12 protein-coding genes are annotated in these 12,149 nt (G+C 73.1%); 5 read left to right on the top strand and 7 right to left on the bottom strand.

Features of this window, described 5'->3' with window-relative positions; genetic code table 11:
* Positions 1-2 precede the first annotated feature (2 nt).
* Together AC0680_RS15290 and AC0680_RS15295 are read left to right on the top strand one after the other, a co-directional pair.
* Positions 3-2,060 carry an ATP-binding protein gene (locus AC0680_RS15290; RefSeq protein ID WP_478628440.1) on the top strand — a complete coding sequence of 686 codons (2,058 nt, stop codon included), beginning with the start codon at positions 3-5 and terminating at the stop codon, positions 2,058-2,060.
* Between the two features lie 141 nt (positions 2,061-2,201).
* Positions 2,202-2,411 carry a hypothetical protein gene (locus AC0680_RS15295; RefSeq protein WP_384435671.1) on the top strand — a complete coding sequence of 70 codons (210 nt, stop codon included), beginning with the start codon at positions 2,202-2,204 and terminating at the stop codon, positions 2,409-2,411.
* Positions 2,412-2,439: 28 nt separating this feature from the next.
* Here AC0680_RS15295 and AC0680_RS15300 read toward each other — a convergent pair whose 3' ends face one another.
* Both AC0680_RS15300 and AC0680_RS15305 read right to left on the bottom strand, forming a co-directional pair.
* On the bottom strand, positions 2,440-3,093 hold the full coding sequence (locus tag AC0680_RS15300) for a DedA family protein (protein ID WP_478628443.1): 654 nt from the start codon (positions 3,091-3,093) through the stop codon (positions 2,440-2,442).
* A 214-nt stretch (positions 3,094-3,307) separates the two neighbouring features.
* Positions 3,308-3,763: a DUF4442 domain-containing protein gene (locus AC0680_RS15305; protein ID WP_478628446.1), complete on the bottom strand. Its 456-nt coding sequence runs from the start codon at positions 3,761-3,763 to the stop codon at positions 3,308-3,310.
* 127 nt (positions 3,764-3,890) lie between these two features.
* Between AC0680_RS15305 and AC0680_RS15310 the strand changes: the two genes are divergently transcribed.
* Positions 3,891-5,264 (top strand): MFS transporter, encoded by a 1,374-nt coding sequence (locus AC0680_RS15310; RefSeq protein ID WP_478628449.1) that lies wholly within the window; start codon positions 3,891-3,893, stop codon positions 5,262-5,264.
* 114 nt (positions 5,265-5,378) lie between these two features.
* Here AC0680_RS15310 and AC0680_RS15315 read toward each other — a convergent pair whose 3' ends face one another.
* The 3 genes from AC0680_RS15315 to tuf all read right to left on the bottom strand — a co-directional run bounded on the left by AC0680_RS15315 (position 5,379) and on the right by tuf (position 8,626).
* Entirely contained in the window at positions 5,379-6,212 is an 834-nt protein-coding gene (locus AC0680_RS15315) for a spermidine synthase (RefSeq protein WP_478628562.1), read from the bottom strand.
* Between the two features lie 170 nt (positions 6,213-6,382).
* Complete coding sequence (locus tag AC0680_RS15320; RefSeq protein ID WP_478628450.1) at positions 6,383-7,234, bottom strand: patatin-like phospholipase family protein; 852 nt, start codon at positions 7,232-7,234, stop codon at positions 6,383-6,385.
* 219 nt (positions 7,235-7,453) lie between these two features.
* Positions 7,454-8,626, bottom strand: coding sequence for an elongation factor Tu (gene tuf, locus AC0680_RS15325; RefSeq protein ID WP_478628452.1), 1,173 nt, complete (start codon positions 8,624-8,626; stop codon positions 7,454-7,456).
* Positions 8,627-9,038: 412 nt separating this feature from the next.
* Between tuf and AC0680_RS15330 the strand changes: the two genes are divergently transcribed.
* Together AC0680_RS15330 and AC0680_RS15335 are read left to right on the top strand one after the other, a co-directional pair.
* Positions 9,039-9,779, top strand: coding sequence for a TVP38/TMEM64 family protein (locus AC0680_RS15330; RefSeq protein ID WP_478628453.1), 741 nt, complete (start codon positions 9,039-9,041; stop codon positions 9,777-9,779).
* A 315-nt stretch (positions 9,780-10,094) separates the two neighbouring features.
* The gene (locus AC0680_RS15335; protein WP_478628454.1) at positions 10,095-10,967 is read left to right on the top strand and encodes an undecaprenyl-diphosphate phosphatase; all 873 of its coding nucleotides are present in this window, start codon (positions 10,095-10,097) and stop codon (positions 10,965-10,967) included.
* A 138-nt stretch (positions 10,968-11,105) separates the two neighbouring features.
* Here the strand turns inward: AC0680_RS15335 and AC0680_RS15340 are convergent, their stop codons facing one another.
* Both AC0680_RS15340 and AC0680_RS15345 read right to left on the bottom strand, forming a co-directional pair.
* A complete protein-coding gene (locus AC0680_RS15340) occupies positions 11,106-11,699 on the bottom strand; it encodes a DinB family protein (RefSeq protein WP_478628456.1) in 594 nt (197 codons plus the stop codon).
* A 144-nt stretch (positions 11,700-11,843) separates the two neighbouring features.
* Positions 11,844-12,044, bottom strand: coding sequence for a hypothetical protein (locus AC0680_RS15345; RefSeq protein ID WP_478628458.1), 201 nt, complete (start codon positions 12,042-12,044; stop codon positions 11,844-11,846).
* Between the last annotated feature and the right edge of the window lie 105 nt (positions 12,045-12,149).

A 12,149-nucleotide genomic window follows, 5' to 3' on the forward strand; every position in this document is an offset into this window, starting at 1 on the left:
CGATGACCGCGTGGGCCGATCGTGGGCCGCTGCCCGGCGTAGTGGGGCGGGCCGTTGAGCACGAGCAGGTGTCCGGCCTGCTGCGCAGCGCTCCGCTGGTGACAGTCACCGGAGCCGCCGGGGTGGGCAAGAGCGTCCTGGCCCGTGCCGTCCTGGAGGAGCACACCGCCCGGCAGGGCGGCACGGTGATCCGGGTCGCCTGCTGGGACGGCCTGACCGAGGGCGGTCTGACCGACGCGCTGCTGCGGGCGGCCGGGCTGCCGGACGCCGCCCGCCGGCACACCGCGCGGGCACTGGCCCGGCGGAGCGCGCATCCGTGCGTCGGCGGGCCGGCGCGCGGACCGGCGGGCGGCGGGGACTCCCCCGAGGACGATCCCTCAGCGGCCGGGGAGGGCCTCGCGGCGCTCACCGCGCACTGCCGGCGGCATCGCGCGACCGTGCTGCTGGACGACTGCGACCCGATGCTCGGCGAGTGCGCGCAGCTCGTACGGCGGTTGCTGCGGGCCGAACCGGGCTTGCGCATCGTGGCGACCGCGCGGCGCGCGCTGGGGCTCGCCGAGGAGCGGGTGGTCGGGCTCACGACGCTGCCGGTGACGCTGGGCGAGGGGATCGCCGGACCGGCCGTCGAGCTGCTGGCCGCGCGGACCGGACCCGCCGCCCCGGAGCTGCTGGTCGCGGTCTGCCAGGCGCTGGAGGGCTCGCCGCTGGCGATCGCGCTGGCCGCGCACCAGCTGGACCGGCTGTCGTTGCCCCAGCTCGCAGCCCAGGTGGGCGCGGAAGGCGCGCTGTTCTACTCGGGGCCGGCGGTGAGCGTGCGGCACACCTCGCTCTACGCCGCGCACGCCGCGGGCTACGCCCTCTGCTCGCCCGTCGACCGCCGGGTCTGGGCGAGGCTCTCGGTGCTGCCCGGCGATTTCGATCCATGGCTCGCCGGCTGCGTCTGCACCAGCAGTGACGTTCCTGCAGGCGCGGTCGACGGCGCGCTGGAGCGGCTCCGTACCGCCTCGGTCATCGAACGCGTAGGGGATGCCGGAGGCCCCCGGCACGGCACCGAGGTCACCCTGCCACCCCGCTACCGGCTCCCGCGCGCCGCCCGCGACTTCGGGCGGACGCAGCTGCGCGAGGCGGGCGAGGAGGCCGCGGCGCTGCGCCGGTTCCGGCAGGCCTGTGCGGCGCTCGCGGCCGAGGCGCAGATCGCCTGGCAGGGCCCGAACCAGCAGGTCGCGGTGCGGTTGGTGGAGGACGAACAGCACAACCTCGACGCCGCGCTGACCCACCCGCCGCAGGACGCCGACGATGCGCTCGGCGCGCTGGAGATCGCGGTCTCGCTGTGGTTCCACTGGGCGGCCTGCGGCTTCCGTCAGGAGGGGCGGGCGCATCTGGACCGGCTGCTGCTGCTCTCCCGGGAGGACACCGCGCTGCGGGCCCGGGCACTGTGGCTGGCCGGCTATCTGGCGGCGCAGGAGAACGCGCTCGGCACCGCGGAGCGGCTGCTCGACCAGGCGTGGACGGCGGCGGTGATGCATGCGGACGACGACGGACTGGCCCGGATCGCGCATGCGCACGGCGTGGTGGCGCTGTACCGCGAGGACACCGGGGCGGCCGTGGCCGCTCTGGAGGAGGCCACCGGGCACCGCTCCCGGGACCCGTGGTTCGGACCGGGTCCGGCGCACAGCTGGGCGCTGCTGGCCATCGCCCTCGCACCGATCGACGCGGACGGGGCGAGGGCGGCGGCCCGCAGCGCCTGGGCGGGCCGGCACTCCGACGGGGACTACTGGCTGTACTCGACGGTCCTGTACGCCGAGGCCATGACCGAGCGGGCCCACGGCGAGCCGGCGGCGGCCCTGCGGGCCTGCCGCAAGGCACTCGCGGCCAAGAAGGTCGTCGGCGACCCGCTGTTCATCGAGGGGGCCCGCAACCTGCTCGCCGGTCTGCGGCGCGCGGTACGCGGCGGCGCCCCGGTGCCGGACCTCGACGAGGACGCTCCCTGGTGGCAGCGCGGCCGCAGCGGCGCCACCAGGGGAGCGCCGTTCTTCTCCCGGCTCCGGGCGGGGTCCTGATCACGGGCGGCGGACGTACCCGGGGGCGGGCGGACGGCGCGAGGACGGGCTTCCTGCGCGGCCCCGGGCCGTGAACACGCCGGGTGACGCACCGACCGCGCTCGGGATGCGGGAGCAAGGGGGCGGTCCCATCCTGGGGCCATGAAGCGTGCCCCCGTGGTCGTGCATCCGCCGTGCACCGGCGGCCGCCGTGTCACGCTCCACGGACAGGATCTGGGCCGGGCGCTGCGCCCCGGTGACGTGGCCGCGATCCTGCGCCGGGCCGGTTTCTGCACCACGAAGTTCGTCTGGGACGACACCGGCGTCTTCGAGTGGCGGGACGGCGGACCGGACGTCTGGCAGATGCCGTGATCCGCCGACGGCGCGGCTCCGGGCCCGGTCAGTCGACCGTCGCGGCGACCGGAGCCTCGGCCGCCTCACGTGCGGCGGCGGCCGCCTTCTTCGCCCGGTGCTTCATGAGGAGGAACGAGCCGATGCCGAACAGCACGGCGGCGACCAGACCCCACGTCGAGAAGCGCTTGAGCCACGGCTCGGCGACGATGCCCACGCTGTAGATCAGCGCGGTCGTACCGCCGGCCCAGACGATGCCGCCGAGGACGTTGGCGATCAGGAACTTCCAGTACGGCATCTTCAGCACGCCGGCGAGCGGACCGGCGAAGATCCGCAGCAGCGCGATGAAGCGGCCGAAGAACACGGCCCACATGCCCCACTTGTCGAACTTCGACTCGGCCATGGCCACATGGTCGGGGCCGAAGTGCTTGGGGAACTTCCGCCCGGCCCACTGCAGCAGGGGCTGTCCGCCCTTGCGGCCGATCAGATAGCCGATGGAGTCACCGACGATCGCGCCGACGGACGCGCAGGCCCCCAGGACGAACGGATCGATGTGGTCCTGGGTCGCGGCCAGGATCGCCGCACTGACCAGGACGATCTCGCCGGGCAGCGGAATGCCCAGGCTCTCCAGGCCGATGACCACCCCCACCAGGAGGTAGACGCTCACGGCCGGTACGGTCTCGAGCCACTCCTGGATGTGCAACGCCGATTCCTCCGCTGGTCTAGGGCCCCCGTGGGCCGTCGCCCCGGCCGTCCGTGACGCCGGCGCCGGTCGTTCCCCTGACACGCCGCAGCGCGCCCGGGAAGCGTACTCGATCGCGCCGACCGAGAGCCGAATTCACGTGCGGTACGCGACATCCGGCCTCTCGGCGGAACGGTTCAGACCCCGACGGCCCCAGGGTGGCCCGCTCAGCGGCTCACTTGTTGGGGCGCAGGGTCCACACGATGCTCATCTCGCCGGTGACCGCGCCGTCCTCACGCGTGATGGCGATGTTCACCGGGAATTCGGGGCGCTCACCGGCGTCCAGCTCGGCGACCACGTCGGCCACCGGCCGGCCCAGCTCCGCGGTGGCGGTGACCGGTCCCATGGCGAGCTTCTTGTAGCCGATCTCGGCGCGCACGGCCAGCGGCACCGCGCGACCGAGCTGGTCGCCGAAGGCCGTCATCACGATCGCGCCGCTCGCGGACTCGGCGAGGGTGAACATCGCGCCGGCGTGCGGACCGCCGACGTGGTTGTGGAAGTCGGACTGGTCGGGCATGCGGACCACGGCGCGCTCGGCGGTGGTCTCGGTGAACTCCAGGTTCAGGGTGCGGACCATCGGCACGGATGCCGCCATCATTTCGCCGATCGACGGCAGGGTCTCAGAGGACATGGGGTGATGTTACCTAGCGGTAGCTTAGCTGTGAAGGGCCGGGCACTACGGCGGCAGCGGACGCCCGCGGCCGCCGGGCCACGGCGCCGTACCGGCCGTCCCGCCCCGCCGCTTATCGTTGACGCCCATGCGGTCAGGACAACAGCACACCGGCGACGACAGGGCAGCGGGCAACGGGCGAAGGCGGCTCGGCCCGGCTCGTCCGAGCTGGGCGGGGCGCAACTTCCTGCTGCTCACGGGCGCCACAGTGCTCTCCGGCCTCGGCAGCTCCGGCGCGCTGATCGCGACCGCTTTCGCCGTCCTCGCCACCGGCGGCTCCGCCACCGACGTCGGTCTGGTCGCCGCCGCCCGCACGATCCCGCTGGTCCTGTTCCTGCTCATCGGCGGCGCGGTCGCCGACCGGCTCCCCCGGCACCGCGTCATGGTCACCGCGAACGCCCTGAGCTGCGTCTCCCAGGCCCTGTTCGCCGTGCTCGTCCTGGCCGGGGAGCCGCGACTGTGGCAGATGGCGGTGCTGGCGGCGCTCGGCGGCACGGGGCAGGCGTTCTTCGCTCCGGCCTCCGAGGGGATGGTGCTCGCCAGCGTCTCCGGACCGCAGGCGGGGCGCGCCTTCGCCGTGTTCCGGATGGGCATGAACGGCGCGAACATCGGCGGCGCGGCGCTGGGCGGCGCGCTGGTCGCCGCGGTCGGCCCCGGCTGGGTGCTGGCCGTGGACGCGGTCGCCTTCGCCCTCGCGGGGACGCTGCGGGCGTTCCTCGACGTCAGCGCGGTCCCCGAGCGCGCGCCTGGCGGCGGCATGCTGCGCGATCTGCGGGACGGCTGGCGCGAGGTCGCCTCCCGGCCCTGGCTGTGGGCGGTGGTGGTGCAGTTCTCCATCGTCAACGCGGTGGTGTCGGCGGCCGAGGCGGTCTATGGACCACTGGTCGCCGAGCAGCAGCTGGGCGGCCCCGGCCCGTGGGGGCTGGCGCTGGCCGCCTTCGGCGCCGGCACGGCGGGCGGCGCTCTGTTGATGACCCGCCTCAAACCGCGCCGCATCCTGCTGACCGGGACCCTGTGCGTCTTCCCGCTGGCCCTGCCGTCCGCCGCGCTCGCCGTACCGCTGCCGGCCGCCGGACTCACCGTGCTGATGTTCGGCACCGGCATCGCCATCGAGGTCTTCGCGGTGACGTGGATGATGGCCCTGCACCAGGAGATACCGGAGGAGAAGTTCTCCCGGGTCTCCTCCTACGACTGGCTCGGGTCCCTGGCCATGGTGCCGGTGGCCACCGCCCTGGCCGGTCCCGTACAGGACCTCATCGGCCGGTCGGCCGCCCTGTGGGGCTGTTCGGCCCTGATCGCCCTGCTGACCGCGGCGGTCCTGTGCGTCCCTGACGTACGCCGCCTGACCCGGCGGGAGCCCGCCGCCAGGACCGGAGCGTCCACCCCGCCCCTCGGCGACCGCCCGGGCGACGCGCCTTCCAGCGGCTCGCTCTCCCCTTCGGCCGGCCCGCCCGCGCCTTGAGCCGGCCGGCTCCCGCCGGCCGCCACCTCGCCGTCGAGCGACTCGCCCCCGGGTTCGGATGTCCCACCCGTCAGCCCGTGCCGACTCGGCCCTCGGCTTCGTGCGGCCCTCCCGTCAGCCCACGCTGAACGCGCCGTCGGGCGGCACCGGAGAAGCCACCGCCTCGGTGTCCCGTACGGGTGCCGCGTCCGCGATCAGCCGCCGCAGCGCCGCACCGTGCTCGACCCGCGCCGGGAACGCGTCGGCGGCCGCCCGCCGGGTCAGCGCGGCGATCGGGAGTTCGGCGTGCGAGGCCAGCAGCACGGCGTTGCCGAAGCGTCGGCCGCGCAGCACCGAGGGCTCGGCGATCAGCGCGAGGTGCTCGAAGAGCGTGGCGAAATTGGCGAGTTGGCCGCGCAGAAAGGCGAAGGGCGCGCTGTCCGCGAGGTTCGCCGCGTAGCAGCCGTCCGGGCGCAGCACCCGGGCGACGGCCTGCGCGTACTCGACCGAGGTGAGCTGGGCCGGCACCCGTGAGCCGCCGAAGACATCGGCCACGATGACATCGGCGCCGCCCGTCGGCGCCGCCTCCAGTGCGGTACGGGCGTCCTGCGGATGCACCGTGATGCCGCAGGCGTCGGGCAACGGCAGTTGCTCGGCCACCAGGGCGAGCAGCCCACGGTCGGCCTCGACGACGTCCTGCCGGGACCGCGGGCGGGTGGCGGCGAGATAGCGCGGCAGCGTCAGCGCCCCGCCTCCCAGGTGCAGCGCGTCGAGCGGCTCTCCCGGGGCCGCCACCTCGTCCAGGACGTGGGCCAGGCGGCGCACATACTCGAATTCCAGATGCATGGGCTCGTCGAGGTCCACGTACGACTGAGGTGCGCCGTCCACCGTGAGCAGCCAGGCGCGGGGGCGGTCGACATCGGGCAGCAGCTTGGCGGTGCCGCAGTCGACGGGCCGGGTGACCGGTATGGGCTCCGGTGCCTCGGGTACGGGCTCGGGCGCCGCGGCTGTCGGTTCGGGCGCATCGGGCGCCGGCCCCGCCACGGCGGGTGTCGGCTCGGGGGGTTGTTCCACCGTCCCATTGTGCCGGTGGCGCCGTTGGGCGTGGACAGGTGAGTGGGCGGGGCGACGGGTGGGGATCAGTCCGTGCCCGACCAGACCCGGTGGATCTCCGCGACATGGGCGGCCGACTGCCGGTGCCCGGCGCGCGCCGCGGCCGCTCGCTTGGCGGGATCGAGCACATTGCGCCCGAACGCCGACCGGGAAGCGCGGTCGGGGGTGATCACACACACCCGGGCGCCCTGTCGCGCCAGCCGCTCGCCCTGTGCCCGGGGCCCCGCGATCGGCCCGCCGCTGACCGCCATCGGCGCGACGACCACCACGCGGGAGTACCCGGCGGCCAGATCCGCGTTGGCGCTGGAGTGCACCCCGCCGTCGATCCACCGCGTGCCGTCGATCGTCACCGGCGGGTAGACGCCGGGCACCGCGCAGCTCGCGCCCACCGCGTCGAGCAACGACACACCGCTGGTGTCGTCGAAGGCGGTCCGCCGCCCCGTCGCCGCGTCCACCGCCGTGATCATCAGCCGGCGGGCCGGCCAGTCGACCAGGCCGCCCAGGGTCCGGGCGATCGCCGCGCGCTGCTCCGCCTCCGGGGCGGTGCGGGCCGCGAGCGCCAGCTTGCCCATCCGGGCGCCGAACGAGACCGTGTCCCGGGAGCGCACCGCGATGGCCGCGAACCGGGCCAGCGCGGCGGGCCCCATGCGGGCGGCGGACCCGCCCCGGGGCAGGGCGAGCTGGTGCTCGTACAGCTCCTCCAGGGTGCGCTGCTCCGCGGTGAGATGGGCGGCGACGATCGATCCGGCGGAGGTGCCGATGACGACATCGGCGTCGGTGAGGTCGATACCCGCGGCCGCGAGACCGGCGAGCACGCCGACCTCCCAGCCGATCCCGGTGAGCCCGCCACCGCCCAGGACCAGCGCCGTACCCGCCATCAGAGGTCCTTCCCTCGTCGCGCCATGGCCGCTCCGACCGATCCGACCGCCGCGCGTCCTGCCTCCGACTCGCCCGCCGGTCGTTCGTCCGTCCGCGGCCCTTCGTCCACCGGCCCGTGCCGGGCGAGCAGTGTCGCACTCCTGGCGTCCGTACGACAGCACACGACCGCGCCCCGCACCTGCGAAAGGTACGGGGCGCGGCCGCATGTCCTGCGGTGCTCACTCCTCCACGGTGCGCACCGTGCCGGCGCCGACCGTGCGGCCGCCCTCGCGGATGGCGAAACCGAGGCCGGCCTCCAGCGGCACGTCCCGGCCCAGTTCGACCGACACCGTCACCGTCTCGCCGGGGCGGGCGACGCCTCGCTCGCCGAGGTCGAGGACGCCGACCACGTCCGCGGTGCGGATGTAGAACTGCGGGCGGTAGCCGGTGGACACCGGTGTCCGGCGGCCGCCCTCCTCGGTGGAGAGCACATACACCTCGGCGGTGAAACGGCGCCGCGGGGTGACGCTGCCGGGTGCGGCGACCACATGTCCGCGGCGCACCTGGTCCCGGTGCAGACCACGCAGCAGCAGCGCGACGTTGTCCCCGGCCTGCGCGGACTCCATGGGCTTGCCGAACGTCTCGAGCCCGGTGACGGTCGTCTCGGCCTCCGCGCCGAGCACCGCCACCCGGTCACCGATCCGCACGGTGCCGCGCTCGACGGCCCCGGTGACCACGGTGCCGCGCCCGGTGATGGTCAGCACGTTCTCCACCGGCAGCAGGAACGGCGCGTCCACATGGCGCCCGGGCATCGGGACGTAGGTGTCCACCGCGTCGAGCAGCGCCTCGATCGCCTCCGTCCAGCGCGGGTCGCCCTCCAGGGCGCGCAGCCCCGAGACCCGTACGACGGGTACGTGCTCCCCGTCGTAGCCGTGCGCGCTCAGCAACTCGCGCGCCTCCAGCTCGACCAGGTCGGTGAGCTCGGGGTCGCCGGCGTCGGCCTTGTTGAGGGCGACGACGATGTGCCGTACGCCCACTTGCTTGGCGAGCAGCACATGCTCGGCGGTCTGCGGCATGATCCCGTCGAGCGCGGAGACCACGAGGATCGCGCCGTCGAGCTGGGCCGCGCCGGTGACCATGTTCTTGATGAAGTCAGCGTGGCCGGGCATGTCGACATGGGCGTAGTGCCGGGTGCCGGTCTCGTACTCGACGTGCGAGATGTTGATGGTGATACCGCGGGCGGCCTCCTCCGGGGCCCGGTCGATCCGGTCGAACGGCACGAAGGTGCCGCTGCCCCGGTCGCTGAGGACCTTGGTGATGGCCGCGGTGAGGGTGGTCTTGCCGTGGTCGACGTGGCCCATGGTGCCGATGTTCAGATGCGGCTTGGTGCGTACGTATGCCGTCTTGGGCATGGTGTTCTTCCTCGCAACGATGCGGTGAGAACGGCGCGTTGGCGCCGTGGGGACCCCTGGGCCGGGCCGACCCTCCCCCTGCGGGGTCCGCCGGACGATCCGGAGAGGGTCAGCTTCGTGCGCCGTCGGTGGCTGCGGCGAGGGCCGCGAGGAAGTCGGCGGCAGCCTTCGGCGCGTCCGCGACTGCGGACGACAGCGAGAGGAAGGCGTACCGGAACATGCGTCATAGAGTGCCGCGCGGCGGTCCCCACGTCGAACGATTTATGCGACGGGCTCCCGCTTGCCGGCGCCGGGCAAGGGCAGGACGCCGTCCGCCCAGGCCCCTCGACCGAGGAGCCCCATTTCGTGACCATACGGGCGGAATGACGATTCTCGGCGATTCCCCGGCAGCCGGGTCGGTTACGCTCCCGGGATGCTCGACCCCGCCGCAACGCCCGACGGCCTCGCCGCGCGCTGCACGCGTGTGCTGTTCTCCCCCTGGGCCCGACTGGGCCTGCTGCTCACCCTGCTGGCCTGCGCCGCGGCGGCCATGCTGATGTGGCATCCGCAGCGGCTGCTGATCGGCGGCTGGCCCGCGCAGCTGTCCGGCCCGACGGCCTTGGCGGTCTTCGTGCTGGCCTACGGCGTGTGCGCCACCGCCTTCGTCCCGCGCTCGGTCCTCAGCTTCGGCGCGGGCGCGCTCTTCGGCAGCGTGGCGGGGCCGGTGGCCGCGCTCGCCGGCACGGTGCTGGGCGCGGCGCTCACCTTCGGACTGGGCCGACTGCTCGGCCAGGACGCGCTGCGCCCGTTGCTGCGGACCCGCTGGCTGACCGCCGCCGACCGGCAGTTGAGCGAGTACGGGTTCCGCTCGACGCTGATGCTCCGGCTCTTCCCCGGCCTGCCGTTCTGCGCCACGAACTACTGCGCGGCGGTCTCCCGTGTCGGATGGCTCCCCTATCTGCTCGCGACGGCGCTCGGGAGCATCCCCAACACCACGGCGTATGTGATCGCGGGCGCCCGGGCCTCGACGCCCACTTCGCCGGCCTTCCTCCTCTCCATGGCCTTCATCGTCCTCAGCGGGCTGGCCGCACTGGTGGTCGCCTGGTGCAAACGCAAGTCGCTGCGCGGAGACCGACCGGGCGCGGAAGAGGGCCGGGAGCGGACCGGTAACTGAGGGGGACGGGGGACGGGCCCGGGTGGGTCCGGATGGCGCGGGGCGGGGTCGGGCCGGGCCGGCCAGGAGAGGGCCGCCTGTCAGGGGCGGGACCGGGCGTCACTTTCACCGCTCCCCCGCCGGCCCGAGCCGGGCGGCCGGGCACTGTGACTCCTACCACAGCGGGCGAGCACGGTTCGTACAGGACCCCTTGGTCACCCGGACATCTTCGGACGTTACGCTGCCCCGGTCGGCAAAGACCCATGTCCCCCGCCGGCGTCCGCTGTCCCCGCTCGCGCAGGCAAGCGCTCGATCACCCTTGGATCGCTTAATTCCATGACTTGGTTTGAATCTTTCGTCCTCGGACTCGTCCAAGGGTTGACCGAGTTCCTGCCCATCTCCTCCAGCGCGCACCTCCGCCTGACCGCGGCGTTCGCCGGCTGGCAGGACCCCGGTGCGGCCTTCACCGCGATCACGCAGATCGGCACCGAGGCGGCCGTCATCATCTACTTCCGCAAGGACATCGGGCGGATCATCTCGACCTGGTGCCGCTCCCTGTTCAACCGGGAGCTGCGCCACGATCACGACGCCCAGATGGGCTGGCTGGTCATCGTCGGCTCGATCCCCATCGGTGTGCTGGGCATCACACTCAAGGACGCCATCGAGGGTCCGTTCCGTGATCTGCGGCTGATCGCGACCACCCTGATCGTGATGGGTGTGGTACTCGGCATCGCCGACCGACTGGCCGCCCGCGACGAGACCGGAGGCCGGCACCGCGCCATCAAACAGCGCAAGACCCTCACCGACCTCAGCGTCAAGGACGGTCTGCTGTACGGCGTTTGCCAGGCCATGGCACTGATCCCCGGCGTCTCCCGCTCCGGCGCCACCATCAGCGGCGGCCTGCTGATGGGATACACCCGCGAATCCGCGGCCCGCTACTCCTTCCTGCTCGCCATTCCCGCCGTACTGGCTTCCGGCGTCTTCGAGCTCAAGGACGCGGGCGAGGGCCATGTCTCCTGGGGCCCCACCATCTTCGCCACGATCATCGCCTTCGTCGTCGGCTACGCGGTGATCGCCTGGTTCATGAAGTTCATCTCCAACAAGTCCTTCATGCCCTTCGTGATCTACCGCATCCTCCTGGGCATAGCCCTGTTCGCCCTGGTCGCGGCAGGAGTCCTGGCGCCGAACGCGGGCGAGACGGCCGGCTGAGGGCGGCTCTCCACCGCGATTTCGAACTGCTCCGATGTAGCAATTCCGCGCGGATCCCGGCGGGTTTCGGGAGGCGATCTCCATGATCGTCTCCCATTCGTCTCCCACCGCGGCAGCAAATGCCGCCCCGTGGCGGAGTTACGCGTCGTGGCCGGCTTCCCGAGCCGAACGCTCCAGCCGGCTGCGATGGCTCTCCCACCAAGCCGAGTCGCCCGGCGCCATGCTGTCGTTGCCCTCGTTCATCCCGACGGCACCGTCTATCAGCTCCCGGACGATATCGGCGTGCCCGGCGTGGCGGTGCGTATCGGCGATCACGCGCACCACGGCATGGTGCAACGTCACCTCGTCCCTGTCATCGGGCCACCAGGGCACCCTGCCGATCGTGTCCAGCGCCAGCGCGTCGATCGTCGCGTCCGCGTGCGCCCACGCGCGGCGGTAGAGCTCCACGATGGACTCGCGTGACTCGTCGGCGGTGGCCCACATGTCCGCGTTCGGCTCGGCACCTTCTTCGTGCCAGGGCAACGGCTCGCCGGACGGCCGCCCGAAAGTATCGCCGAGGTAGCCCAGCTCCACGCCGGCCACGTGTTTCACCAGGCCCAGGAGGTTGGTGCCGGTCGGCGTCAGCGGGCGACGGACGTCGTACTCCGAGAGCCCTTCGAGCTTCCACAGCAGGGCATCGCGGGCGGACTGCAGGTAGAAGTGAAGGTCGGCCTTGGGATCCGGTGTGGTCATGCGGCCAGTCTGCCGATCCGGCGATCTTTGTCCACCGCCTTGTCGACGCTCGCGGCCGCCGCCCAGAGCTGCTGCCCGCATGAAGGCCCATCAGGGGCTCGTGGAGCGACCGACGGTTGCGTGACAGCCCTTGTGCGAAGGCCGTCACGCGGAGGCCACGACCTCCCCGGTCGTGATCTGGGGCGGGTTGGGAAGCAGTGTCGCGAGGTGGTCCCGCACGAAGTCCGCCGCTGTGGAGACCGAGTCCTCGGCGCCGGCCCGGTCGCGGAAGACGCTGGTCGAGACCATGACTCCGTTCCCGGCGTCGATCCAGTAGTACGCCACGAAGCCGGGGACCTGGCGCATGAGGGGTACGAATCCTTCGCTGACGCGGCGTCCTGCCTCGGCCGGATCGGTCACCCCTTCGTACCGTCGGACTGCTGCGTACATGGCCGATCTCCTCGTGCGGGT

The organism is Streptomyces sp. NPDC043738 (assembly GCF_056436545.1).

Excerpts from the sequence above, each read along its gene's own strand:
- AC0680_RS15290 (WP_478628440.1), top strand. The coding sequence starts at position 3 with ATGACCGCGTGGGCCGATCGTGGGCCGCTGCCCGGCGTAGTGGGGCGG.
- AC0680_RS15295 (WP_384435671.1), top strand. The coding sequence starts at position 2,202 with ATGAAGCGTGCCCCCGTGGTCGTGCATCCGCCGTGCACCGGCGGCCGC.
- AC0680_RS15305 (WP_478628446.1), bottom strand. The coding sequence starts at position 3,763 with ATGTCCTCTGAGACCCTGCCGTCGATCGGCGAAATGATGGCGGCATCC.
- AC0680_RS15310 (WP_478628449.1), top strand. The coding sequence starts at position 3,891 with ATGCGGTCAGGACAACAGCACACCGGCGACGACAGGGCAGCGGGCAAC.
- AC0680_RS15320 (WP_478628450.1), bottom strand. The coding sequence starts at position 7,234 with ATGGCGGGTACGGCGCTGGTCCTGGGCGGTGGCGGGCTCACCGGGATC.
- tuf (WP_478628452.1), bottom strand. The coding sequence starts at position 8,626 with ATGCCCAAGACGGCATACGTACGCACCAAGCCGCATCTGAACATCGGC.
- AC0680_RS15330 (WP_478628453.1), top strand. The coding sequence starts at position 9,039 with ATGCTCGACCCCGCCGCAACGCCCGACGGCCTCGCCGCGCGCTGCACG.
- AC0680_RS15335 (WP_478628454.1), top strand. The coding sequence starts at position 10,095 with ATGACTTGGTTTGAATCTTTCGTCCTCGGACTCGTCCAAGGGTTGACC.
- AC0680_RS15340 (WP_478628456.1), bottom strand. The coding sequence starts at position 11,699 with ATGACCACACCGGATCCCAAGGCCGACCTTCACTTCTACCTGCAGTCC.
- AC0680_RS15345 (WP_478628458.1), bottom strand. The coding sequence starts at position 12,044 with ATGCGCCAGGTCCCCGGCTTCGTGGCGTACTACTGGATCGACGCCGGG.